Source organism: Chitinolyticbacter meiyuanensis (assembly GCF_008033135.1).
GTDB classification, from domain to species: domain Bacteria; phylum Pseudomonadota; class Gammaproteobacteria; order Burkholderiales; family Chitinibacteraceae; genus Chitinolyticbacter; species Chitinolyticbacter meiyuanensis.
Map to the genome: position 1 here is coordinate 3176846 of NZ_CP041335.1, position 24229 is coordinate 3201074.

The window sequence follows — 24229 nt, forward strand, 5'->3', positions numbered from 1 at the left end:
TGTAAGGCATCTGGCGCAAGCGGCGTCAAACCCGCCCCCGCCTGTCGGCGAAATCATGGACATTATCTTCTTGCACAAGGTGCGTGCCCGCACGCTGATCGGCTGGTACGACTGGGAGCGCGTCGCCCCACAGGTGGTCGAGCTCGATCTGGAAATCGGCCTACCCTCCACACGCGCCTGTACCAGCGACGACCTCACCGACACCATCGATTACGACAAGGTGGTCAGCGATATCCGCCGGATTCTTGAGGAAAAACACTTCCTGCTGCTCGAAGCGCTGGCCGACCATATCGCCCAGGTGATCATGCACGACTTCAGCTCGCCGTGGACGCGCGTTTCGGTCACCAAGCTTGGCATCCTGCACGAAGTCGGCCGGGTCGGCGTCACCGTCGAGCGCGGCAGCCGCGGCTGAGCACCACGCCGCAACGTCGCCGATTCGACTATCTTATAGACACATCGCCTACCGACCTTTCCACCACGTCGCGCCCACACCGAACGCATGGACCGTCGCCTTCCACTCAGACTGCTCCCCGCCTTGCTGGCCAGCAGCGCCGCATATGCCGTGCCTCAGGCACAGCAGGCCAGCGGTACCGAATCGGGCAGCCTGCCGTGGACTTGGCTCATCCTGCTGGGCGCGCTCACGCTGGGTGGCTTGTTTTACCTGCGCCGCAGCGAACGCCCAGTGGCGGACCCGTATCCCGAAACGCGGCCTGCGCCAGGCTGGGAAACCGAAAGCCAGGAACGGCAGCGCTTTTACCATGTAGGTAAGGGCGTGGCCACCGACATCGCGCGCTCCGGCAAGCTGCCGGATGGCACTGAAACCCGTGCCTTCCTGCGGCATGCCAAGGCCACTTTCCTGCATCTACGCGCCGAAGCCGACTCGAGCAAGCGTGAGCAGCTGCGCAAGTATCTGGCCCCGGAACTCTTCGAGGAACTGAACCGCCCGGACATCGCCCAGGGCGAGCTAGCCGAGTTTCCCGAACTGCATATCGAGCTCGTCAATGCCGAGCAACAAGGCGAACAGCTGGTTGCCCACGTCCGCTACTACGGGAAAGTCGTGGCCTCGGCGAATTCAGCGCCGTTCCAGGAGACCTGGCGCTTTGCCCGGCGCCAAGGCGGGAACCAGCGCTGGCTGCTGTGGTCGATGAGCGAGCAAGACTGACTCGCCCGCAGCCACGTCATCACGACGGCCCAAGTTTGGTGGTACTGTCATGCCAGAGGAGTATCGCGACTGCATGTTTCGCGGCTGCGATGATTTCTCCTACAATCGCCGATCAGAACACGCTCATATAAGCCGCGCCATGCCCGCCAGCCGACTGCTTCTGCTTCTTCCCTTCCTGTTGCTCACCGGGTGTGATCGCGTCGGCGCGTTGCTCGATCAGCAGGCAGAGAATGGCAAGGCCGTCGGTGCTGCGTGCCGGCATAGTGGCCGGGCACTGGAGGATTGCTACCAGCGCAACTCCCGCATCTCCAAGGCCGACATCTTCGCCGGCTGGAAGGAGATGAACGAATACATGCAGCAGAAAAAACTAGACATCGTCCCGCCCCCGGTGGACCCCGTTGCACCGCCGCAAGCTGCCGATGCAGCACCTGCATCCGCCTCGGCCGCCAGCGAAGCGAAGCCGGCAACGGCAGAACATTAGCATCACGGAGAAACACATCATGGACGCCACAGTCCGCGCCTTCCTCACCCAGATCCCGATCTTCGAGGACTTTTCCGACGCCGATCTTGAGGTCGTCATGCATGCCGCAGTCAAACGGCAATTGCCCAAGGGCAGCTTCCTGTTTCGTGAGGACGATCCGGCCGAAGCCATGTACCTGCAGATGGAAGGACGCACCCGATCCTTCACCAGCGACAATCAGGGCAAGGAGTTTGTGTTCCAGATCGGCGAGCCGGGCAGCGTGTACGGCGAAATTTCGATGATCGACGACGCGCCGCGCAGCTGGTCGGTTCAGGTGGAGGAGGATTCGACCTTCATCATGTTCAGCAAGCAGGATTTCCGCACCGCACTGGAAACCTATCCGCAGCTGAAGGACAAGCTCATCCTCAACCTCGCCCGCATCATCCGCCAGCTGTCGCTGACGATGAAGAACCTGGCGTTGCTCGACGTCTACGGCCGGGTACGCGCACTGTTCGAAGAGATCGCCCAGACGCAGGACGATCACTGGATGATCGCCGAACCGCTGACACAACAGGCCATCGCCGATCGCGTCGGCTCGTCGCGTGAAATGATTGCCCGTATCCTGAAGGAATTGGTGTTCGGCGGCTACGTCAAGCTCGAGAACAAGCGCATCATCATCCTGCAGAAACTGCCGGAACGCTTCTGAACGGAAGCAACAAAAAACGGGGCATCTGCCCCGTTTTTTTTATGGTCCGACCAATTTCAAGCCACGCTCAACGTCTCGTCGATCAGCCCGCCCAGTACCAGGCGCAATTGCTGGCCCGAGCGAATCGGCCCCACGCCCTCTGGCGTGCCGGTGAAGACAAGATCGCCCTCGGTCAGGCCGAAGCGCTGCGATAGCCAGACCAACAAGGCCGGAATATCGAAAGCCATCTGGCTAGCCTCGGCGTATTGCCTGGTTTCCCCATCGATTTCCAAGCGGTAGCTGACCTCGCCCGGAAATGGGATTGCTGGTGCCGGCACGAACCGGGTCAGTGCCGCCGACCCGGCATAGCCCTTGGCCAACGTCCATGGCTGCCCATTCTGCTTGGCCACCCGCTGCACATCGCGCGCGGTCAAGTCCAGCCCCAGCGCATATCCTGCGACATAGGACATGGCCGCAGCCCGGTCGATATTGCGGCCATCGCGACCAATGGCCACGACCAGCTCGGCCTCGTGATGGATTTCCACTGACCAATCCGGCAACGCAATGGCGTCGCCATGTGGCATCAACGCCGATGTCGGCTTGAGGAATACCACCGGCTCGGGGCCGATGCTCGACCCCATCTCCGCGGCATGGGCAACGTAGTTGCGCGCCACGCAGAAGATGTTGGCGATGCGCAGTGTACGGGCGCCGATCGCGATCGAGGGAACAGGCATCTATTTTTTACCCTTCAGGCCAGCCAGCGCGCCGCGTTGAACAGCAGTACGATGGCAACCCACAGCAGCACCGAACGCCAGATCAGGCCAACCGCGCTCGCTAGGTAATCGGGCGTTACCGCATCGCCGATGCCGAGTTCCGGCCGGAACTTCACCGTGTGATCCTGATGCAGCGCTTCGCCCAAGCGAATGCCAATGGCCCCCGCCCCGGTCGCCAACAGGATGCCATGCGCGTAGTTGCCCCAGGCACGTGCCTGCGAGCGCCAGCAATAGACCGCATCCTCGAAGTCGCCCATCACGGCGAAGCTCGCGGCGGTGAGGCGCACCGGTAGGTAGTCCAGTGCCTCCTGCACCGCGAGAGCGAAGCGCCCGAACGGCTCGGTATCGGAGTACGCCCCCCACTTCTGCGCCAGCAGACTCGATGCGCGGTACAACACCGCGCCGGCAGGGCCGGCCAGCCACGCCAGCGCAACGAACCAAAACAGCGTGCCGAACACATACCGATACGAGTCGATCAGGCCCTGCTCGACCGCGACCCGCGACACTTCGTCCTCGTTCATCTCGGATGCATGCTGCCCAGTCCATTCAGCGAGCAAGGCACGCGCCGTCGGCAGGTCTTCCGCCTGCAGGGCACGGGAAATACCTGAGAACGCGGAGCTGAACTGGCGGAAACCCATGGTCAGATACAGCACCAGCACCGACCAGGCAAAACCTATCACCGGGTTGAAGTGGGCCAGCAGGAAGTAGACGCCCACCGCAATGGCCAATAGCGGCAACACCGCCACCAGCCAACCGTAGATGCCGTTGCGGTACTCCCCGGCATTCAGGGCACGCTTGAGGCGGTTGGCAAGGCGGATGAAGGCGAGATACGCCGGATTGCGGTTGCTGATGGGGCGCAACTGCTCCAGCGCAAGCGCGAGGATCAAGGATAAAATGGTCATGGCTGCTCTTTTTCTGACTGCTGGGCCAGTGCATTGCTTTCAGGCAAACGATACCACAGCGGCCCGCCTGCACCGAAGTCACACAACGGCAGGCTTGAAATCGCCGCCCCAGCCCCCATGCTAGCCCTGCCCCCGAATCCCCACAGAACCGACCAACACGGAGATCCACGATGGAACACAAGCTGCCCGAACTGCCCTACGCCCAGGACGCCCTCGCCCCTCACCTGTCGGCCGAAACGCTGTCCTACCACTATGGCAAGCATCATCAGACCTACATCACCAATCTGAACAACCTGATCAAGGGCACCGACAACGAGAACAAGTCGCTGGAAGAGATCGTCAAGACCGCTCCGGCCGGTGGCCTCTATAACAACGCAGCGCAAACCTGGAACCACACGTTCTACTGGCTGGGCTTCGCCCCGAACCCGAGCGGCACCGATCGCACTCCCGTCGGTGCACTTGCAGAAGCCATCAATGCCAAGTGGGGTTCGTTCGACGAATTCAAGAAGGCATTCAACACTGCGGCCGCCGGCAACTTCGGCTCGGGCTGGACCTGGTTGGTGAAGAAGCCCGATGGCAGCCTCGACATCGTCAACACCGGTGCCGCCGGCACGCCGCTGACTACCGCCGATGTAGCCCTGCTGACCTGTGATGTCTGGGAACACGCCTACTACATCGACTACCGCAACAGCCGCCCGAACTACCTCGAAGGCTTCTGGAAGCTGGTCGACTGGGACGTGATTGCCCAGCGCTTGGCGGCCTGAGTACGCCGATAACCTTCCCGCTCATCGGGGCCTAACGGTTCCGATTGCGGTCAAAAAAGGGACAGCCTGAGCTGTCCCTTTTTTGTGGCTGACAAATACCCCGTACAGCTGCTGCAATGCAGCATCACCCCATTGCTCTCCTGACGGCGGTTTCGCTGGACTTCGCGTTGATCACCACGCCAGGGCGCATCCTGCCTGGATGTGCCGCCGCCGGAGGCAGCGTCGCGTTTTCACAACAAGCTTACGTACCGAGCAGCGATCGCGCGTGGAACCGTGCATGCTTACATCAGTCCTATCAGCGCTCGAACCCACACCTTCCGGCCAGGCGTCATGCGCGTGCAGGCCGCGACAATATTAGGTTTGACGCATACTGGCCGCTTGCCGCCCGCCAAAACGGCGTATTACGATGGTGCACGGAGGAATGAAGCCCGTGGCCCATCTGGGCAACGGATTTCAATCACAGCACATCGAGATAACTAGAAATGCGCAATCATCGTTCCCTCGCTCGTGGCTTCACGCTGCTTGAGCTGTTGGTCGTTATCCTGATCATCGCCATGCTGGCGGGCTATGTCGGCCCGCGACTGTTCGGCAAGGTGGGTGAGGCCCGCAGCAAGACTGCTGCCGGACAGATGAAGTCGCTGTCCGATGCGCTCGACCAGTACCGGCTCGACAACGGCGGCTACCCCACCACCGAGCAGGGTCTGGGCGCACTGACCGCCAAGCCGGCGGATGCCAACAAGTGGAACGGCCCCTACCTCACCAAGGAAGTCCCCAAGGATCCGTGGGACCGTCCTTATGTCTACAAGCGCCCCGGCGAAAACGGCCGTGAATTCGACCTGCTGACGCTGGGTGCCGACGGCAAGGCCGGCGGCAGCGGCGAAGACGCAGACATCGCGTACTGAGCTGACCCAGAACGCCTAGGCCATCATGCGTTACAAGGTCAAAGCCATACAGGCCGGTCAGATGACCGAGCTTGAGCTGGAGGCTGCCAACGAGGCCGAGCTCAGGGAACGCCTGGCCGGCCAGGGCATGCAGCCGGTCTCGTTCCGCGCCGAACGCAGCTTTTCGCTGAAGAAGAGCGATTTCGCACTCTCGCTGTTCACGCAGGAGCTGATCGCGCTGATCGAGGCCGGGCTGACGCTGGTCGAAGCGGTCGAAACCCTGAAGGAAAAAAGCGCGCAGGATGGCAGCCGCGTGGTGCTCACCCGCATCATTGAAGGCTTGTATCAGGGCCTGCCGCTGTCGCGGGTACTGTCGACCATGCCCGAGCACTTTCCACCGCTATACATCGCCACCGTGGGCTCGGCGGAAAAGACCGGTCACCTGGCCGACGCCTTGAAGCGCTATCACCATTACGAATCCCGATTGGCAATGGTGCGCAAGAAAGTAGTGTCGGCACTGGTCTACCCGATGGTGATTATCACCATCGGCGGGGCCATCATGCTGTTCCTGTTGTTCTACGTGATTCCCAAGTTCAGCCAGATCTACGCCAGCATGAAGACGCTGCCGTTCGCCGCACAGGTGATGTTGTGGTGGGGCGAGCTGGTGCACAGCAACGGCACCGTGATTTTCGCCGCCATCATCGGCACCATCGCCGCCGTCGTGATGCTGCTCCGCACGCAGGCCGTGCAGGCCATGCTGCAGGAGCTGTTCTGGCGCATTCCGCGGCTGGAAGAATACCGCCGGCTGTTTGCGCTCACCCGCTTCTACCGCACCGTCGGCCTGCTGCTGGCCGGTGGTCTGTCCATCATCGCCGCCATGGACCTGGCAGCGCAGCTGCTGCCGCAGAACATGCGCCTTGCGCTGACACGTGCCATTGTCGACATCAAGTCCGGCCAGCCGCTCTCCAGCATCCTGCCCAAGTACGGCCTGACCACGCCGGTGTCCGAGCGCCTGTTGCGCGTCGGTGAACAGAGCGGCGAATTGGCCACCATGACCGAGCGCGCCGCGCAGTTCTGCGACGAGGAACTGGAGCGCGCCATCGAGATGTTCACCCGGCTGTTCGAGCCCATTCTGATGCTGATCATCGGCGTGATGATCGGGACCATCGTGTTCCTGCTCTACATGCCGATCTTCGAACTCGCAGGAAACATGCAATGACGAAGCACCTCGCCGCCGGAGCCTTGCGATGAGCGAGCTGACCCTGGACCTGATCCAGCACTTGCGCCAGAACGCCACCGGCGAAAATGGCCTGCCCTTCCTGCTGCAGCAGACACTGGGGCTTGACGACGTCAGCTATCGCGAGGAGGTCGGCAGCTTTCTCGGCATGCCGACGCTGACCACCGACGACCTCTCCGCGCTGTTTCCACGCTACGACGTCATCCCCTACGCCGATGCTGTGTCGCGCCAATGCCTGGTGGTCGAGGATACCGATGGCACTCAGCTGCTGGTACTGGGCGATCCGTTCGATCCGATCACCCGCAACTGGGCACAGCAGCGTGTGCCGGCCGGCGTGCGCTCGGCCTTTGCCCATTACGACGACCTGCGGCACTACCTGGAAAGCTTCGAGACCTCGCACCGCGCGATGGATCAACTCGCGGTCGGCGAGAACAGCAGCGACAGCGGCGAACAGGTCACCGAGATCTCGCTTGCGACCATCGCCCAGGACACCAATCCCATCGTCAAGCTGGTCAACTCCACGCTGTACGATGCGCTCAAGTCCAAGGCATCCGACATCCACCTGGAAAGCACACCGTCCGGGCTCGCCATCAAGTACCGCATCGACGGCGTGCTGCTGCATATCGGCGGCGCCAACGGCACCGAGACCGCCGAGCAGGTGATCTCCCGGCTCAAGGTGCTGGCCGATCTCGATATTTCCGAGCACCGCATCCCGCAGGACGGTCGCTTCAAGGTGTTGATGAACCAGCGCGACATCGACTTCCGTGTTTCCATCATGCCCTCGATCTGGGGCGAGGACGCGGTGCTGCGGGTGCTGGACAAGCAAAACGGCGGCGACGCATTCAAGCAGCTGCGGCTCGACATCCTCGGCCACGACGAGCAGACCATGGCCGCGATCCGCAACCTGTCGCACGAGCCCTATGGCCTGCTGCTGGTCACCGGACCCACCGGTTCGGGCAAGTCGACCACGCTCTACGCCACGCTGTCCGAAATCAATACCGGTGAAGAGAAGATCATCACCATCGAGGACCCGGTGGAATACCAGCTTGCCGGCGTGCTGCAGATCCCGGTCAACGACAAGAAGGGCCTCACCTTCGCCCGCGGCCTGCGCTCCATCCTGCGCCACGACCCGGACAAGATCCTGGTCGGGGAAATCCGTGACGGCGAAACCGCCAATATTGCGGTGCAGGCCGCGCTGACCGGTCACTTGGTGCTGACCTCGGTGCACGCCAACAACGTGTTCTCGGTGCTCGACCGCTTCATGCACATGGGCGTCGAGCCCAACAGCTTCGTGGACGCGCTGATCGGCGTCGTAGCCCAGCGGCTGATCCGCAAGATCTGCTCGCATTGCATCACCGATGATGTACCGGACGACGAGACGCTCAAGGTCTCCGGCCTGACGCGCGAACAGGTGGCCGGCTGGCGCTTCCGCAAGGGTGCCGGCTGCCAGGCCTGCCGCGACACCGGCTACCTCGGCCGCCGCGCCATTGCCGAAGTGCTGCGACTCAACGATGAACTCAAGCAAGGCATCGCCGCCCGTGGGCCGGCGGTGGAAATCAAGCAACTGGCAGCCAGCCACGGTTTCATCTCGATGCGCCAGGTCGCGCTCAAGGCTGTGGCGCGCGGCGAAACCACCCTTCAGGAAATCAACCGTGTCACCTTTGTGGATTGAGCACTGCGCGTGGCTGACCCGCCACCACGCCCTGCTCGCCAGCCAGGGCTGGCCGGCGGGAGGGTCCGGCGTGCGCCGGCAGCGCGCGGCGATCGACAACAATGCCGATACCGCCGTGATGCGGCTGCAACAGCTACTGGCAGACGCACCACGCAGCGCCTTCAAGCAGGACAGGCTGCAACTGCTGCTGGGCGGCAGCTGGGCCCGCTATGCAGTGCTGCCATGGCAGGACAACCTGTTCAACGACAACGACTGGCGCGGCTACGCGGCAGTGGTGTTTGCCAAGCAATACGCCGTGCCAGTGGAAAACTGGCGTATCCGCGTCGCACCTGGGCCTTTCGGCCAGCCTCGGCTCGCCGCCGCGGTCGACGAAGGCTTCTACCAGACGCTGGCCGAGCTGGCGCGCTCGTCCCGACTCAAGCTCGCTGGCGTCACGCCGCTGCTGACCAGTGCGATCAACCTGCACCAGCGCAAGCTCAAGGGCAAGGAGTTCGCCTTCCTGCTGCTGGAAGCGGATCACGCCACCTGTGCCTTCCATCATGGCCACGCCTGGCGCGGCGTGGTGACACTGCCCAACACCATGAGCGGCGAAGCCGAGGCCTATGCCCTGGCCGCGCTGGTGCGCGACGCCGCGATGCTGGCCGGCCAGGCATTGCCGGATCAGGTCTACGTCGCGTCGTCCGAGCTCGGCATGCTGTCGGGCGAAGCCGGTGACTTCGACGCACAATGGCTGGGCGGCGTGCACGCACACTTCGGTCATCGCAGCGAATGGCAAGGAGCGACGGCATGAAGGCGGTCCAGCTCGATTTCCACAAGACCCCGCGGCAGACGCCTTGGCTGGGGCTGCTGCTCACCGCCATCGGCGCCGTCGCCATGATCTGGGTGGTCGACCAGCAGGACCTGGGCAAAGCAGCAGCCGAACAGCTGGGCCAACGCGAGGAGCAATACCAGCTGCGCAAGCGCAAGATGGAAGAAGCCCGCGTCGCCGAGCAGAAGAAAGAGCCGGCCAACGAGAAAGTGGCTCGCATCCTCACTGCGCAACGTGCACACATGCTGCCCGCACTGTCGGTGCTGGAGCAGACCTGGACCAAGGACATTGCCTATACCCGGATCGACGTCAGCGTGGCCGATCGCAACATCAAGCTGGAGCTTGAAGCGCGCACACTCGACGACGCGTTGGCGCTGGTCGATGCCATATCCAAGAAGCCGGCGATCGAGCGTGTCACACTGGCCCGCCAGGGGGTGAAGCTGGCCGATCCATATCGCCCGGTGCAGACCGCGATCGAGATCCAGTGGCGGGAGGACAAGCCATGAACGCGCAGCAGCTGAAATGGCATGCGCGACAGTGGTCGCGCTACGCCGGCCTGCTGGGTCTGGTGGGCCTGGGCCTGCTGGTGTTTGCTGCGCTGGTCTACACCAAGGACGTGAAGCCGTTCGAACGCGACCTCACCGAGCGTGAAATCAAGCTGGACCGCGACCTGGCCGAACTCAAGCGTGCCGCCGTGCAGCCGCCCTCGCCCATCGAACAGGCCGATCTCAATCCGCCGGATAGCTTCACCACCTTTTTGCGCGACTCGGCCCAGATCGCCGGCAAGCATCGGCTCTCGGTACTGCAGTCGGAATACAAGACGGTGACCGAGGCCGATGGCGCGCTGGTGCGTTACGGCGTGCAGTTCCCGGCCAACGGCCGCTACCCGGATCTGCGTGACTTCATCGGTGCGATGGAAGCACAACCAGGGGTGCGGGTCGAAGCGCTGTCGGCATCGCGATTGCAAGTCGGCGACGAGCTGCTGACCGTGCAGCTGCAGCTCTCTTATCTCACGGAGGTGCGCTGATGTTGTCGCGTCCCGTGCTTATCCTGCTGGCTGGCGCCCTAGGGCTGGTGATCTACACCGCGATGCAGGGCGAGGGCGAAGAGACGGTCGAGGCCTCCGCCCGCCCGCGCAGCGCCGCCGGCGAAATCACCCGCGACACCACCGCGCCGACCGCCTCCGGCGCCAGTGCAGCCAGTGCCGTGGCAGCAAGCGCCGTGCTCGCCAACCTGTTCCCGGCGCAGAGCTGGGCACCGCCGCCACCGCCGACACCGACACCCGGCCCGCCACCGCCGACGCCGATCCCGGTCGCCCCCCCGTTGCCATTCACGGTGGTTGGCTCCTGGCACCAGCGTGGCGTCGACCAGATCGTGGTCGAAGCGGCGGGCCAACAATTCGTGCTATGCCAGCGCTGCGATGCGCTCGGCCGCATCCAGCAAGGCGAAACCCTGCTCGGCAGTTACCGGCTCGACTCGATCAGCCGCGAAGCCGTGGTCTTTACATACATGCCATTGAATCAGCAGCAGACGCTGCCGGTAGGAGGAACGCCGTGAAGCGTGCGTTGATCGTTACCCTTATTTCCGCCGGCCTGATCGCGGGTTGCGCCGCCGATCTCGCCCGCCAGCAGGGCGAAGACCTGATCCACCAGGGCGACAGCCAACAAGGCCTGACGCTGCTGAAGGAAAAACTGGCGGAACACCCTGACGACCTGAAGCTGCGGGCTGCCTACGAGCGTGCGCTGGTGAATCTGCTGCTGGAATTGCAAGCCGATGCCGACAACGCCATCCGCCGCGGCGACTACACCACGGCCACCGCGCGTTACCAGCAGATCCTGTCGTGGGACAAGAACAACTATCGCGCCAAGGAAGCACTGGCGTTGCTGGAAAGCGCCGCCAAGCGCGACTCCATGGTCAAGTTCGCCCGCGACAACAAGGACACCCGGCCGGAAGAAGCGCTGCAGGTGATCCGCCAAGTACTGGCGGAAGATCCGAACAACAATCAGGCACTGCGCATCAAGTCGGATATCGAATCGCGCAAGGCCCGCGAGGCCAGCCTCAAGCCATCCCTCGCGCAGGCACTGAAAAGCCCCATCTCGCTGCAGTTCCGCGATCAGCCACTGATGAGCGTGTTCGACATCATCGCCCGCATTGGCAAGGTGAACTTCATCTTCGACCGCGATGTGCCGCCCAACCTCAAGACCACCATCTTCGCCCGCGACACCACGGTCGAGGACGTGATCAATCTGCTGCTGGCCACCAACCAGCTCGACAAGAAAATCCTCAACGACAACACCATCATGATCTACCCGCGTCGTCCCGATAAGGATCGCGACTACAAGGATCTGGTGATGAAGACCTTCTACTTGAACAACGCCGATCCAAAGCAGGTGCTGGCGATGCTCAAGCAGATGGTGAAGACCCGCGACGTCTACATCGACGAGCGACTGAACATGATCATCATGCGCGATACCGCCGACGCGATCTCGGTGGCTGAGCGGCTGATCGCGGCACAGGATCTGCCGCAGTCCGAAGTGGTGTTCGAAGTGGAAGTGCTCGAAGTGGGTAGCACCGACGTGGTGAATCTGGGTATCGACTACCCCGACTCGATCAAGGCGACGTTCGATACCACGCGTGATGGCGCAGCACTCGCTCCGCTCAACCTGGCTGAGCTCTCCAACCTGAACAAGAGCAATGTGCTGGTCAACGTGGGCTCCATCTCCGCGACCGCCAACTTCAGCCGGACCCGTGGCAACAGCACCATCCTTGCCAACCCGAAAATCCGGGTGAAGAACCGCGACAAGGCCAAGGTGGTGATCGGTGATCGCGTGCCGGTGGTGACGACGACGAACTCGAACGGCGTCTCGACCGAAACCGTGAACTATCAGGACGTCGGCCTGACGTTGAATGTCGAGCCGCAGCTGACCAACGATGGCGACATCGGCGTCAAGGTACAGCTCGAAGTCTCCAACATCGTCGACACCATCCGCACCACTACCGGCCTGATCGCCTATCGCATCGGCACCCGCCGCGCCGAGACCAATATGTCGGCCCGCGATGGCGAAACCCAGGTTCTGGCCGGCTTGCTGCAGCGGATCAACCAGGTCACCAAGAATTCGATCCCAGGCTTGGGCGATCTGCCCATCCTCGATCGCATCTTCGGTACCCGCAACGACAATGCCGAGAAAACCGAGCTGGTGTTGATGATCACCCCGCGCATCGTGCGTAACCTGCCGGTTCCGGGCCAGTACGTGACCCAGTTCGACAGCGGCACCGAGGGCTCGATCTCGACCGATCCACTGCGTCTGCGTGATGCATCCACGGTCAACGTCACCGGGGGGGGTGGCGCACCGATGCCTTACGTCGCGCCGGCGCCCGAAGCCCAACCGGTACCGCAGCCACAACCGGCGCCGCAACCCGTGCCGCAGGAGCAATCTGCCCCCGCGCCGGTCCGCAGCACCGGCGGGCTCGGCCGGCGCTGAGGCGGACCGTAATGCGCCGGATGCGCGGCTTCACGCTGATCGAATTGATGGTCACACTGACCATCCTCGCCGTACTGGCGTCGGTCGCGCTGCCCCTATCCCAAGTGGCCGCGACCCGCTCGCGCGAGGAAGAGCTGCGCCGCGCGCTCTGGCAGATCCGCCTCGCCATCGACGCCTACAAGGTCGCCAGCGATGATGGCAAGATCCAGAAATCGCTCGACGAATCGGGCTACCCGCCCGATCTCGCCGCCTTGGTCGATGGCGTGAAGGACATCAAGGATCCGACCGGCAAAAAGATCTACTTCCTGCGGCGCGTCCCGCGCGATCCGTTCTGCGACTGCCCCAGCAAGACCAATGCACAGACCTGGGGCCTGCGCAGCTATGCCAGTCCGCCCGACTCTCCGGCCGAAGGGCGCGATGTGTATGATGTCTACTCGACCGCTGACGGCACCGGCCTCAACGGTCTCCCCTATCGCGATTGGTAAGTCATGTCCCTGTCCCTGCGCCGCGGTTTCACCCTGATCGAACTCCTCGTCGTGCTCGCCATCATGGCGAGCCTCTTGACGCTGGTGGTGCCGCGCTACTTCCAGCAGACCGACAAGGCTTCCGAGACGGTGCTCAAGCACAATCTCGTGTCGATGCGCGATGCCATCGACAAGTTCTATGCCGATACCGGCCGCTATCCCAGCACGCTGGAGGAAATGGTCGAGCGCAAGTACCTGCGCGAGGTGCCGGTGGACCCGGTCAGCGGCAAGCGGGATGGCTGGCAAGTCGTCAGCCCCGAAGGGGGTAGCGGCGTCTACGACGTGAAGAGCGGCGCCACCGGGAATGGCAGCGATGGCAAGCCGTTCAGCGACTACTAGCCTTCGCGCCCAGCGAGGCTTTGCCTATGCCTGGGTGCTGATGATGGTGCTGGTGATGGGTATCTATCTCGCCAAGCTTGGCGACGTCTGGCAGACCCGTATCCAGCGTTCGCGCGAGGAAGAACTATTGCTGGTCGGCGATGAGATCCGCCGAGGGATCAAGGCTTACAGCGAGATCAATGCCGGCGGTGGCCCGCAGTATCCGAAGACGCTCGACGACCTGGTGCAGGATCCCCGTGCACCATTTGCCCGCCATTTCCTGCGTAAACCGTACAAGGATCCGATCACCGGCGAGGATTGGGCCTACATCGGCGCGCCGGGCGGTGGCTTTATGGGCGTGTACAGCAAGTCGTTGCAAAAACCGCTCAAGCAGACCGGCTTTGCCTCCATCTATACCTCGTTTGCCGATAAGCAGAACTATCAGGAATGGAAGTTCGCACATTGGCCAGGCGGCGGTAGCCGCACGCGATAGATTCAACGCAAGACAGATCGCCGATGACATCCTCGCTACATCAGGATACGATTAAATTCTGAATTTAAAATTAACGCCACTGAAAGAAAAATCCTTTATCATGCGCAGGCAACCCTCGCCATCCTCGGAGTGCTTACGCATGAAACGCCTTCTCCCCTACGCGGCCGTCGCGCTGCTGGCGGCCAGCCCGCTCAGCCATGCCGCACTGATCCAGCAAGACATCAACGTCACCAGCAACGGCGCCTGGAGCACCAGCCTGCTCGCCAACGCCCTGCACCAGTTCTCGCTGGACAATCCCGGTCAGTACACCTTCAACTTCACGCTGACGCCGAATGCCGGCTCCAGCGCCATCGCCTCGCTGCACGGCGTGCTCGGCCGTCAAACCCAGCCGGGTGCATCGTTCACCGAGATCGTTGCCAACCCGAATGTGGGCAGCAACAGCTTCAGCGGGTCGCTGAACTTCGATGCGCTTGCCGCCGGCAACTATGACTTCTACCTTGCCTTCACCAATTACCAGCCGTGGAACGGCACGCTGAGCTACTCGGTGAACCCGGTACCGGAACCCGCAACCATGGCGCTGCTCGGCCTGGGCGGCGGTGCGCTGGCATGGCGCCAGCGCCGTCGCAAGACGCGCAAGTAAGACATCAAGCAGCAGTGAAAAACGGCGCCGAGGCGCCGTTTTCATTTGTTGGGCGATCAGATCTGCCCGAGAAACCAGTTCACGATATAGAAGTGATCTTCGAACAACTGGGCTTCCATCCGGTTGAATTCGAACAGCGGCACCCACTGCGCCCGATCCGCATCATCGCTCGCCCTGACCTTGGGCAGGCCATCGCCAGTGGGGGCGAGTTCGATCAGGAAGGCATGGGTGATGGTGCGGCCACGCAGCGAACGCTGCGGGTGATCGAACACCCGGCTGGCCCGCACCGAGCCCGCCAGCACCGGCGCCGGCACCTTGAGCCGTGTCTCTTCTTTCAGTTCGCGGATCACCGCATCGCGGACTGGCTCATCCTGCTCGACAAATCCCCCTGGCAAGGCCCACAGGCCCTTGCCAGGCATGCCACGACGGCGTACCAGCAAGATGTGACCGGAGTGGATCACCACCGCATCGACGGTGACAAACGTCGGCGGATACGGCGCTACCGACCATGCAGCACGGAACTGCTGCAGGTAGCGCTGCTCCGCCAGCAAAGCGGAGAAAACGTCAGTTTTACGAAAGTTTAAAAGCCAGTCATAGACGGCGTCAGGCAGTTGCTCGCGGCAACGGGCAAGCTGCGACTCCTGTTCGGTGAAGAGCGCCTCGCGCACCTTGCCCGCGTCGACCCCAGGCAATTCATCAACCTGCTCGCGTTGCCATTGCGGAAACAGTGCGAGGTAATGGGTGCCCACGCCCCGACCGTTGGCTGCTGCGACAAGGCCAATACTGAATTCCGCCGCCCGATGCCCCAGGCTTGCTGTATCGACTGCGATGACCTTGTCGACCAGATTCTGGACCTCGGTGACCCATTGCTGATCGTTGTACATGCGGTCCGAACAGCCGACCACGAACACACGCTCCTGCCAAGCCGCAGGCAAGGCAGCCCGCAGCATGGCTTCGCGCTCAGCCAGCGAGAATGGATTGCGCGGGCTGATCGCCTGGCGTGCCGAGCCACAAACCACGATCAGCTTGTCCGCCTGTGCCAGCGCCGCCTCGATTACCTTGAGGTGGCCGAGATGCACCGGCTGGAAACGGCCAATGAAGACCAGATAGTCGTAGCGCGCCGCGTCGGCTTGCCGGTGAGCGATGGCCTGGCTCACAGCACGCCCTTACTGGTAGTAACGTTTGGAGAACTCCAGCATGCGCTCGATAGGCTGGCGCGCTGCATCCATCTGCTCGTCGCTCAGGTAGTCGATCCGGATGCCCTCGCCCGCCTGTGCCCGCTTCAGCGCCTCGATGGTGTTCATCTTCATGTACGGGCAGGAATTGCACTGGCAGCCGGCGTAGATCGGCGCCTGGCGGATATCGAGGTCCGGCCGCGCCAGGCCCATGTTGTAGAGAATGCCGTCTTCGGTCGCAACGAAGATCACCGCATCGGGCTCAAGATCATACGACTTCACCCAGTTCAGCATGCCGGAGGTGGAGCCGACATAGTCGGCCTGCTGCAGCACCGGCAGCGGGCTTTCCGGGTGGGCTATCAGGTACTTGGCACCGGTGACCCCAGCGAACGCCTCGTCGAGTGCGCTCTGGTTGAACTTGTCGTGCACCTCGCAGACCGCCGACCACAGTGGCATGTCGTAGTCATACTGAAAGTTGAGGTAGGCGCCCATGTTGCGATCCGGTGAGAAGATCACCTTCTTCCCCTCGGCATAAAGGTGGGCAATGATGTCGTCGACATTGCGACTGGTCACAATCCAGTCGGACAACGCCTTGTGCTCAGCCGAGCTGTTGATATAGCTGACATGCACATGGTCCGGATGCGCCTCGCGCCAGGTCTTGAGCGCGGTGACGTCGGTCTGCGTGACGAGCGAACAGGTCGAGCGCGCGTCCGGCAGGATCACCTCGGCATTTGGGTTGAGGATCTTGGCGGTCTCGGCCATGAAGCGCACGCCGGCGAACACGATGGTGTCCGCGCCGCACTCCTTGGCATAAAGCGAGAGTTCCAGGCTATCGCCGACCTTGTCGGCCATCTGCTGGATTTCGGGCTGGCAATAGTAGTGCGCCAGCGTGACGACCTTCTTGGTCATGGCTGTTCCTTCCATGCGAGGGTACGGGCTCACCCCGTGACCGTGATTGATGTGACACAACCGGACCGACGCCCCTGGACCAGCATCGCAGCGCATCCCGCCACGACCCCATAGGCATCGGGTCGATTATTTTATACGTTTCATCAAGCGATTAGGGAAAATCCAGCGCCATGCCGGCACGCTGGTGTTGACAGCATGCAGCGTCACAACCATAATGCGCCTCTCTGTTGCAGCACTGAAGCAGATGCGGGATTAGCTCAGTTGGTAGAGCGATACCTTGCCAAGGTATAGGTCGAGAGTTCGAGCCTCTTATCCCGCTCCATTCTTCTTCATGTGATTTGCCTGCAGATGCGGGATTAGCTCAGTTGGTAGAGCGATACCTTGCCAAGGTATAGGTCGAGAGTTCGAGCCTCTTATCCCGCTCCAAACATCGAAGAAAGGGAAACGCACATGCCTTTCCCTTTCTTTTTGCCCCATACGGCGGGTTAGCATAGGGGTAATGCAGCGGATTGCAAATCCGTGGACATCGGTTCGATTCCGGTACCCGCCTCCAGTAGCATCAAGCATTGAGCCCCGCACCCGCGGGGCTTTTTGTTTTCTAGTCTAATGGGGCCGAGCTACGCCCAAACGAAAATCCTCATCTCTTGCTGATCGAAAACAGCGTCATGCTAGTCGATCAACGAATCAGTAGTCGGAGGACGACGGTCCAATTCCTTGGATCTGGCCTGCGCGGATACGCAGCTCATCCAAAGCCTGTGACATCACTGGCCTTCGGATTAGCCGTGACGTGGGCATACCTACCGTTCGTCGCCTTCACCGGTCGGACTTAACCCGTTTTTCCTTCCCGCTCCGTTTCATCGCGCACACCCGCTACGGAGCACATACGATGTATACCCGCCTGATTCCGCTGTCCCTCGCCATCACTCTCGCCGCATGCGGCAGCACCCGCACCGAGGAAGTCGCGCAGGCCAGCAGCGCTTCTTTGGATTTGGCGTACCGCCGCGCAGATGCCGCTGCCACGGCCAGCGCGGCAGATCATGCAGCCAAACAACGTGTCGCCGTCGCCGCTGCACCGGCCATGGCAGAGGCGTGGGCACCGCCGCCGGAAAATCGGGAGCGTTACGCCGGCAAGGACGACAACCCGGTCAAAGCGGTGGCGGAAGAGCCGGTTTCAACCTTCTCGATCGATGTCGATACCGGCGCCTATGCCAATGTGCGCCGCCTGCTCAATGCCGGCGAGCTGCCGCCGGCCGAAGCGGTACGTGTCGAAGAGTTGATCAACTACTTCCCGTACGACTACACGGATACCGCCAAGCGGCAGCCCTTCGCCGTGCATACCGAGATCGCCCCCGCGCCGTGGGGGAACGACAAGCACTTGATCCGTATCGGCATCAAGGCGCAACAGCTGACTCGTCAGGCGCTGCCGCCGGCCAATCTGGTGTTCCTGGTCGATGTATCGGGCTCGATGAACGATCCGGCCAAGCTGCCGCTGCTCAAATCGTCGCTACGCCTCCTGGTCCAGCAACTGCGCCCCAGCGACAAGGTATCGCTGGTCGTCTATGCATCCAACACCGGCGTGGTGCTGGAGCCCACCGGTGACCGACAGCGCATTCTTGCGGCAATCGAGCAGCTGCAGGCGGGCGGCGCCACTGCCGGTGAGGCGGGCATCAGGCTGGCGTATCGCATGGCACGGCAAGGCTACGTCGCCGGTGGTATCAACCGCATCCTGCTGGCCACCGATGGCGATTTCAATGTGGGGATCGACAGCGTCGACGCACTGAAGAGCTTGGTCGAGCGCGAGCGCCAGAGCGGGGTTTCGCTGACCACGCTGGGCTTTGGCACCGGCAACTACCACGAAGCGTTGATGGAGCAACTGGCCGATGTCGGCAACGGCAGCTATCACTACATCGACACGCTCAACGAAGGTCACAAGGTACTGGTCGAGGAAATGAACAGCACGTTGGCCACCGTGGCGCGCGACGTGAAGATCCAGGTGGAGTTCAACCCCGCTCAGGTCAGCGAATACCGGCTGGTCGGCTACGAGAACCGTATGCTGCGGCGCGAGGACTTCAACAATGACAAGGTCGATGCCGGCGACGTTGGCGCCGGGCATACCGTCACCGCGCTGTACGAAGTGACCTTTGCCGGCAAGGCGGGCTACCTGCCACCGCTGCGTTATGGCAAGGCCGCACCAGCAACAAACAGGACCGGCGAAATCGCCCACCTGCGGCTGCGCTACAAGCAGCCAGATGGTGCGCGCAGCCAGTTGCTGGAAATCCCGCTACGCCGTAGCGATGCCAAGCCCAGCTTCGCCGCCGCCAGCCCCGACTTCCGTTTCGCCAGCGCGGTCGCAGGCTTCGGCCAGCTGTTGCGCGGCGGGCGCTACGTCGACGGGCTGGACTACGCGCAGGTCAGCCGCATCGCCGCTGGCGCGCGCGGTCCGGATCACTATGGCTATCGCGCGGAATTCGAGCGGCTGACCAACCTCGCCGCCTCGTTGACGACGACCCAGGTCGCCCAGGCCGAATGAGCGACAGTCGCCAGCGAAGGTCGGCCTCGCTACAGTAGCGCCCATGGCCGACCACGATCACGATCCACGCGACGACGAAACGCTGATGCAAGCCTGGCGGGATGGCGAGCTGGCTGCCTTCCGGCTGCTCTACGGCCGGCATCGCCTGCGGCTGTATCGCTTCCTGGTGCGCGAAACCGGCAGCAATGCCGCGGGGGATGAGCTGTTCCAGGAAGTGTGGCTGAGCGTGGTCCACCAGCGCGCCCATTACCAGCCGTGGGCGCGCTTCAGCACCTGGCTGCTGGAAACCGCGCACCGCCGCTTGGTGGATTGGCACCGGCGCGAACATCGGCATCGCTGGAACAGTGATCTCGATGCGACCGACGAGGTCGCCGACCATTGTCCGCTGCCGGACGACGCAGCAGCCAACCGGCAATCCGGGCGGCAGCTGCGCGAATGCCTGCGCACGCTGCCGCCCGAACAGCGCGAAGCCTTCCTGCTCAAGGAGGAGCATGAGCTTGGGCTCACCGAAATCGCCCGCCTGACCGGCGCCGCGGCTGAAACGGTAAAGAGCCGCGTCCGCTATGCCATCGCCAAGCTCAGGATCTGCATGGAGGCGCTGGCATGAACGACGAGCCGCTACCGCATGACGAAACGCTTGCGCGGCAATACCGTGCGCTGCCGCCGGAAGCGCCGCCGGCAGCCCTCGATGCAGCCATCCTCGACGCCGCCGCGAAGGCCATCCAGCCACGCCGCACCCGACGCCAGTGGCCTGGCTGGCTGGTGGCACCACAGCTCGCCACGGTCTGCGCCACCTTGCTGCTGGGCGGATTCGTCTACCTGCTGTGGCCCAAGGCACCACTTGAGCTGGCTGATCCCGCCGCCTTGGAAAAGCAGGCCAAACAGGACAGCGACTACGCCGCGCCACCGGGTATCACGCAGTTGCCACCCGAGAAAGTGGCCAATCGTGCAACGAAGCCCGTGCCTGAACGAACCATCAAGCACCGTGCCGAGCAACCGGTAGTCGCCACGGCTGAACCCAAAGTGGCGGAAACCCTGCCGACCGATGTGGCCTTAGCCTACGCGCCTGCGGAAGAACTGCGCCGGAGTGCACCGGCGACCGCTGCAGCACCAGCCCCGATGCGCGAAAGCTCGGTCGGATCGACTGCCCCGCAGGCGGATGCAACGGCATCCGCACTGATCGATGAACGGTTCGAGCAAGGCATTCGGGAAATCCGTCAGTTGCTTGCTGTCGGCCATGTCGCCGAAGCAGAGCATGCTTGGCACATGCTGACCGCACGTTACCCGAGTGCGCCTTTGCCGGATGACCTGGCCCAACGATGGCCAGCGCCACAATCCGCTGCGAGCGCAGCAGCGTCTCAGCCAGCGGATGCACCGTCGCGCCGACTGGGAAAATGACTGTTTATTTATGTTTACAGAAAGGACAAAAAACAAAGCAACAGTTTTATGTCAGAAAATCTGAAATTCGCGGTGAACGTCAAGACCTGTTGCTCCATTGCAACTTGGCTGGCAGAGGCCACGCAAGGCCACTAGAATCAGCATAAAAACCGATTCCGCAGGTCTTGCATGAAACTCGTCACCTCGCTCACCAGCCCTTATGGCCGTAAGGTCCGCATCGTCCTCGCCGAAAAGCGGGTCGACTGCCCCTTGACCATCGTCTCGCTGCCGGAAGACGCCGAAGCAGTGAGCGAGTTCAACCCACTGGGCAAGGTGCCGGTGCTGATCATGGATGACGGCAAGCCGCTCTACGACTCCAGCGTGATCATCGATTACCTCGATCATGCTTCGCCATTCAGTCGCCTCACCCCCACCGACCACCGGCAGATGATCCGCGCCCGTCGCTGGGAGGCGCTCGCCGATGGCGTGACTGATGCAACGGTACTGGTAGTGGCGGAAAAGCGTCGCCCGGCCAAGCAGCAGTCGGCCGAATGGATCGCCCGGCAGCAGTCCAAGATCAACCGCGGTCTGGCACAGCTCTCCGCCGACCTTACCGATCGGCGCTGGTGCCTGGGCGATGCCTATAGCGTCGCCGACATCGCGGTGGGCTGCATGCTGGGTTATCTCGACCTGCGCATGCCGGAGCTCGACTGGGCGACCGCCTATCCCAATCTGGCCGAGCTGGTGGTGCGGCTCAACGAGCGGCCGGCGTTTGCCGAGACTGTCTATCGCGAAGCGCAGCCCGTCGCGGCCTAGCGCGCCTAAGCGCCGAGCGGCGGGTATTGGCGCTCGATTTCCCCTGCGGCGATCTGGGCGAGCGAGTTGAGGATGAGCCGGTGCTCATCATTAAGCTTGCGGGGCTGGGTGTCGACGACGAATACCGTACCGATGCAATGGCCATTCTTGAGGATGATGGGCGAACCCGCGTAGAAGCACAGCCCCACATCGCCCGCGACCAGCTCATGGGCAAGAAAACGCGGATCGAGCCTGGCATCGCGGATTTCCAGCGGCTGCATGGCCTCGACCACGTGCGTGCAGAACGACAGCGCCCGCTCCCCAGCCTGCAACAGCGGGGTCGTCGCTGCCTTGAACCAGACCCGCTGCGCATCCACCAGCGTCAAGCCAGCACCATGCATGCGCAGCGCGTGCGCGGCATAGGCGACGAGCTCGTCGAACACATGGTCCGGTGGCGTATCGAGGATGTTGAGCGCACGCAGCGCAGCGATGCGTTGTGCCTCGGAATCGGGCAAGGCCATGGGCTCGGCTCCCTCCAGGTCCGGTCTGATTGATGCCAGCCCAGCTTAGCCGAAGTTGATGTTATCCGCCGAGCTTGGCCATCAACCCGGCCAGCATTGCGCGCCCCTCCTGTCGGGTGACCAACGGCTCGGACTTGTCGCCGGCCAGCCGACCCGAGACGCGGATCTCCTCGCTGGGCAATTCGCGCAGGAAGCGGCTCGGTTCGACGATCTGCCATTCACCGGCGCGACGGCGCTTGCCGCAATAGGTGATGGTGAGGCTGCGTTGGGCGCGGGTGATGCCCACGTACATCAGCCGGCGCTCCTCCTCGACCATGTTGCCCTCGATCGAGTTGGCATGCGGCAGGATGTCCTCCTCGCAGCCGATCAGGAACACGTGCGGGTACTCCAGCCCCTTGGACGCATGCAGCGTGGTGAGCTTCACCGCATCGATCTCTTCCTCGTCCCGCCCTTCCAGCATGGTGATCAGCGCAATGGTCTGTACCACTTCCACCAGATTGCGGCCCTTCTCCTCGCCCTGCTTGGCGACCCAGCCGACGAAGTCGAGCACGTTCTTCCACTTGGTCTCGGCGGGCTTGGGCTCGTCGGTCTCGTAAAGCCAGGTCTCGTAATCGATCGCGGCCAGCATGTCCTGCAGCAGGCTGCCGGCCGCTTCAGTGCGCGCGCGGTACTGCAGTTTGTTGATGAACTCGGCGAACTGCTTGAGCGGCTCGTACTGCTGCGGCTGCACCTGGTGAATGAAGCCTTCCTCGAACACCGCACCGAACAGCGACACCTTGCGCTCAGCAGCGTAGGAACCCAGCCGTTCCAGCGTGACGTTACCGACGCCACGCTTGGGGGTGGTCACCGCGCGGATGAAGGCTGGATCGTCGTTCTCATTGGCGACGAGACGGAGGTAGGCGAGCAGGTCCTTGATCTCGGCGCGATCGAAAAAACTCTGCCCGCCGGAAATCGTGTACGGAATGCGCTGCGTGCGCAGCTGCGTTTCGATGATGCGCGCCTGGAAGTTGCTTCGGTAAAGAATGGCGTAGTCGCGGAACTCGGTACCGGCCTCGAACTTGTGCGCCTGCAGCTTCATCGCCACGAGTTCAGCCTCGTGCTCCTCGTTCTTGGCCTCGATGATCTGCACCGGGTCGCCAATGCCAAGATCGGACCACAGCGTTTTCTCGAAAAGCTTGGGGTTGTTGGCGATCACCGCGTTGGCGCACTTGAGGATGCGCGCCACCGAGCGATAGTTCTGTTCCAGCTTGATCACCTTGAGCGCCGGGAAATCCTGCTGCAGCAGGCGCAGGTTTTCCATATTTGCGCCACGCCAGGCATAGATGGACTGGTCATCGTCGCCCACCGCGGTGAACTGGCCGGATAGCCCGGTCAGCTGCTTCACCATCTGGTACTGGGTGGTGTTGGTGTCCTGGCACTCGTCGATCAGCAGGTAGCGCAGCCGTTGCTGCCACTTCTGTCGCACCTCCTCGTGCGCCTCGAAGAGATCGACCGGCAGTCGGATCAGGTCATCGAAATCGACCGCCTGATAAGCTTGCAGCGTGTCCTGGTAGGCGCGATACAAGCGCGCCAGATGCAGCTCGCCATCGGAATTGGCCAGCCGCAGCGCCTTGTCCGGTGACACCCGGTCGTTCTTGAGCAGCGAGATCTGCGAAATGGTCGAGCGCACCAGCGCCTTGTCGGTGGTGGTGAGCAAGTCCGAGATGATCTTGCCGGCATCGGCCGAATCAAGGATGGAGAACTGTGGCTTGTAACCGATATGGCGCGCTTCCTCGCGCAACATGCGCATGCCCAGGCTGTGGAAGGTGGATACCGTCAGCCCGCGCAGCCGCGCCGGGTCCATCAGCGAGGCCACCCGCTCCTGCATTTCGCGCGCGGCCTTGTTGGTAAAGGTGATGGCGGCGATGTTGCGTGCGTCCATTTGCGCCCGCTCGATCAGGTAGGCGATCTTCTGCGTGATCACCCGCGTCTTGCCTGAACCCGCACCGGCCAGCACGAGGCAGGGGCCATCCAGATAACGGACAGCCGCTTGTTGGGGAGCATTGAGCGTGTGCAGCATGGTCGATCGCGGCGGGGAAACGGCGCATTTTACCCTGCCCCTACAGGCGAGCCGGCGCCTTG

27 protein-coding genes and 3 tRNA genes are annotated in these 24229 nt (G+C 62.6%); 24 read left to right on the forward strand and 6 right to left on the reverse strand.

Features of this window, described 5'->3' with window-relative positions; genetic code table 11:
- The first annotated feature begins 55 nt into the window (after positions 1-55).
- The 4 genes from FLM21_RS15095 to FLM21_RS15110 all read left to right on the forward strand — a co-directional run bounded on the left by FLM21_RS15095 (position 56) and on the right by FLM21_RS15110 (position 2328).
- Entirely contained in the window at positions 56-412 is a 357-nt protein-coding gene (locus tag FLM21_RS15095) for a dihydroneopterin aldolase (RefSeq protein WP_148716360.1), read from the forward strand.
- An 87-nt stretch (positions 413-499) separates the two neighbouring features.
- Positions 500-1162 (forward strand): Tim44 domain-containing protein, encoded by a 663-nt coding sequence (locus FLM21_RS15100; protein WP_148716361.1) that lies wholly within the window; start codon positions 500-502, stop codon positions 1160-1162.
- 49 nt (positions 1163-1211) lie between these two features.
- Complete coding sequence (locus FLM21_RS15105; protein WP_222846708.1) at positions 1212-1643, forward strand: hypothetical protein; 432 nt, start codon at positions 1212-1214, stop codon at positions 1641-1643.
- Positions 1644-1662: 19 nt separating this feature from the next.
- Positions 1663-2328, forward strand: a complete 666-nt coding sequence (locus FLM21_RS15110; RefSeq protein ID WP_187359923.1) for a Crp/Fnr family transcriptional regulator — start codon at positions 1663-1665, stop codon at positions 2326-2328.
- 56 nt (positions 2329-2384) lie between these two features.
- Here the strand turns inward: FLM21_RS15110 and FLM21_RS15115 are convergent, their stop codons facing one another.
- Positions 2385-3041 carry a fumarylacetoacetate hydrolase family protein gene (locus FLM21_RS15115; protein ID WP_148716363.1) on the reverse strand — a complete coding sequence of 219 codons (657 nt, stop codon included), beginning with the start codon at positions 3039-3041 and terminating at the stop codon, positions 2385-2387.
- Positions 3042-3055: 14 nt separating this feature from the next.
- Positions 3056-3982, reverse strand: a complete 927-nt coding sequence (locus FLM21_RS15120; RefSeq protein WP_148716364.1) for a CobD/CbiB family protein — start codon at positions 3980-3982, stop codon at positions 3056-3058.
- A 170-nt stretch (positions 3983-4152) separates the two neighbouring features.
- Between FLM21_RS15120 and FLM21_RS15125 the strand changes: the two genes are divergently transcribed.
- The 13 genes from FLM21_RS15125 (at position 4153) to FLM21_RS15180 (ending at position 14801) form a co-directional block, all read left to right on the forward strand.
- Positions 4153-4746, forward strand: a complete 594-nt coding sequence (locus tag FLM21_RS15125; protein ID WP_148716365.1) for a superoxide dismutase — start codon at positions 4153-4155, stop codon at positions 4744-4746.
- Between the two features lie 482 nt (positions 4747-5228).
- Positions 5229-5648: a type II secretion system major pseudopilin GspG gene (gene gspG, locus FLM21_RS15130; protein WP_148716366.1), complete on the forward strand. Its 420-nt coding sequence runs from the start codon at positions 5229-5231 to the stop codon at positions 5646-5648.
- A gap of 25 nt (positions 5649-5673) precedes the next feature.
- Positions 5674-6846, forward strand: coding sequence for a type II secretion system F family protein (locus FLM21_RS15135; protein ID WP_148716367.1), 1173 nt, complete (start codon positions 5674-5676; stop codon positions 6844-6846).
- Positions 6847-6874: 28 nt separating this feature from the next.
- Positions 6875-8536, forward strand: coding sequence for a GspE/PulE family protein (locus tag FLM21_RS15140; protein WP_148716368.1), 1662 nt, complete (start codon positions 6875-6877; stop codon positions 8534-8536).
- Positions 8517-9326, forward strand: a complete 810-nt coding sequence (locus tag FLM21_RS15145) for a hypothetical protein (RefSeq protein ID WP_148716369.1) — start codon at positions 8517-8519, stop codon at positions 9324-9326. The genes FLM21_RS15140 and FLM21_RS15145 overlap by 20 nt, the downstream gene beginning before the upstream one ends.
- Positions 9323-9850: a hypothetical protein gene (locus tag FLM21_RS15150; protein WP_148716370.1), complete on the forward strand. Its 528-nt coding sequence runs from the start codon at positions 9323-9325 to the stop codon at positions 9848-9850. The genes FLM21_RS15145 and FLM21_RS15150 overlap by 4 nt, the downstream gene beginning before the upstream one ends.
- Entirely contained in the window at positions 9847-10371 is a 525-nt protein-coding gene (locus tag FLM21_RS15155; protein ID WP_148716371.1) for a hypothetical protein, read from the forward strand. The genes FLM21_RS15150 and FLM21_RS15155 overlap by 4 nt, the downstream gene beginning before the upstream one ends.
- The gene (locus FLM21_RS20875) at positions 10371-10901 is read left to right on the forward strand and encodes a hypothetical protein (RefSeq protein ID WP_187359924.1); all 531 of its coding nucleotides are present in this window, start codon (positions 10371-10373) and stop codon (positions 10899-10901) included. Before FLM21_RS15155 ends, FLM21_RS20875 begins: the two co-directional genes overlap by 1 nt.
- Positions 10898-12826: a secretin GspD/PilQ domain-containing protein gene (locus FLM21_RS15160; RefSeq protein ID WP_187359925.1), complete on the forward strand. Its 1929-nt coding sequence runs from the start codon at positions 10898-10900 to the stop codon at positions 12824-12826. Before FLM21_RS20875 ends, FLM21_RS15160 begins: the two co-directional genes overlap by 4 nt.
- Before the next feature lie 11 nt (positions 12827-12837).
- Positions 12838-13311: a type II secretion system protein gene (locus tag FLM21_RS15165; RefSeq protein WP_148716373.1), complete on the forward strand. Its 474-nt coding sequence runs from the start codon at positions 12838-12840 to the stop codon at positions 13309-13311.
- A 3-nt stretch (positions 13312-13314) separates the two neighbouring features.
- Positions 13315-13689 carry a type II secretion system protein gene (locus tag FLM21_RS15170; protein WP_148716374.1) on the forward strand — a complete coding sequence of 125 codons (375 nt, stop codon included), beginning with the start codon at positions 13315-13317 and terminating at the stop codon, positions 13687-13689.
- Complete coding sequence (locus FLM21_RS15175; RefSeq protein WP_148716375.1) at positions 13664-14161, forward strand: type II secretion system protein; 498 nt, start codon at positions 13664-13666, stop codon at positions 14159-14161. Before FLM21_RS15170 ends, FLM21_RS15175 begins: the two co-directional genes overlap by 26 nt.
- Before the next feature lie 139 nt (positions 14162-14300).
- A complete protein-coding gene (locus FLM21_RS15180) occupies positions 14301-14801 on the forward strand; it encodes a PEP-CTERM sorting domain-containing protein (protein WP_187359926.1) in 501 nt (166 codons plus the stop codon).
- Positions 14802-14857: 56 nt separating this feature from the next.
- On the opposite strand, the gene FLM21_RS15185 is transcribed toward FLM21_RS15180, so the two are convergent.
- Together FLM21_RS15185 and nadA are read right to left on the reverse strand one after the other, a co-directional pair.
- Positions 14858-15958 (reverse strand): bifunctional nicotinamide-nucleotide adenylyltransferase/Nudix hydroxylase, encoded by a 1101-nt coding sequence (locus tag FLM21_RS15185; RefSeq protein ID WP_281284954.1) that lies wholly within the window; start codon positions 15956-15958, stop codon positions 14858-14860.
- Positions 15959-15967: 9 nt separating this feature from the next.
- The gene (gene nadA, locus FLM21_RS15190) at positions 15968-16885 is read right to left on the reverse strand and encodes a quinolinate synthase NadA (protein WP_148716377.1); all 918 of its coding nucleotides are present in this window, start codon (positions 16883-16885) and stop codon (positions 15968-15970) included.
- A 246-nt stretch (positions 16886-17131) separates the two neighbouring features.
- Here nadA and FLM21_RS15195 point away from each other — a divergent pair.
- From FLM21_RS15195 to FLM21_RS15225, 7 genes are all read left to right on the forward strand, one after another.
- Positions 17132-17207, forward strand: a tRNA-Gly gene (locus tag FLM21_RS15195).
- A 28-nt stretch (positions 17208-17235) separates the two neighbouring features.
- Positions 17236-17311 (forward strand) — tRNA-Gly (locus FLM21_RS15200).
- Between the two features lie 53 nt (positions 17312-17364).
- Positions 17365-17438, forward strand: a tRNA-Cys gene (locus FLM21_RS15205).
- Positions 17439-17771: 333 nt separating this feature from the next.
- A complete protein-coding gene (locus FLM21_RS15210) occupies positions 17772-19415 on the forward strand; it encodes a vWA domain-containing protein (protein WP_148716378.1) in 1644 nt (547 codons plus the stop codon).
- Positions 19416-19458: 43 nt separating this feature from the next.
- Positions 19459-20022, forward strand: coding sequence for a sigma-70 family RNA polymerase sigma factor (locus FLM21_RS15215; RefSeq protein WP_148716379.1), 564 nt, complete (start codon positions 19459-19461; stop codon positions 20020-20022).
- The gene (locus FLM21_RS15220) at positions 20019-20813 is read left to right on the forward strand and encodes a hypothetical protein (protein ID WP_148716380.1); all 795 of its coding nucleotides are present in this window, start codon (positions 20019-20021) and stop codon (positions 20811-20813) included. Before FLM21_RS15215 ends, FLM21_RS15220 begins: the two co-directional genes overlap by 4 nt.
- 168 nt (positions 20814-20981) lie before the next feature.
- Complete coding sequence (locus FLM21_RS15225; RefSeq protein ID WP_148716381.1) at positions 20982-21608, forward strand: glutathione S-transferase N-terminal domain-containing protein; 627 nt, start codon at positions 20982-20984, stop codon at positions 21606-21608.
- Positions 21609-21613: 5 nt separating this feature from the next.
- On the opposite strand, the gene FLM21_RS15230 is transcribed toward FLM21_RS15225, so the two are convergent.
- Both FLM21_RS15230 and FLM21_RS15235 read right to left on the reverse strand, forming a co-directional pair.
- Complete coding sequence (locus FLM21_RS15230; RefSeq protein WP_148716382.1) at positions 21614-22108, reverse strand: GAF domain-containing protein; 495 nt, start codon at positions 22106-22108, stop codon at positions 21614-21616.
- Between the two features lie 61 nt (positions 22109-22169).
- Positions 22170-24167: a UvrD-helicase domain-containing protein gene (locus FLM21_RS15235; RefSeq protein WP_148716383.1), complete on the reverse strand. Its 1998-nt coding sequence runs from the start codon at positions 24165-24167 to the stop codon at positions 22170-22172.
- Positions 24168-24229: the final 62 nt, after the last annotated feature.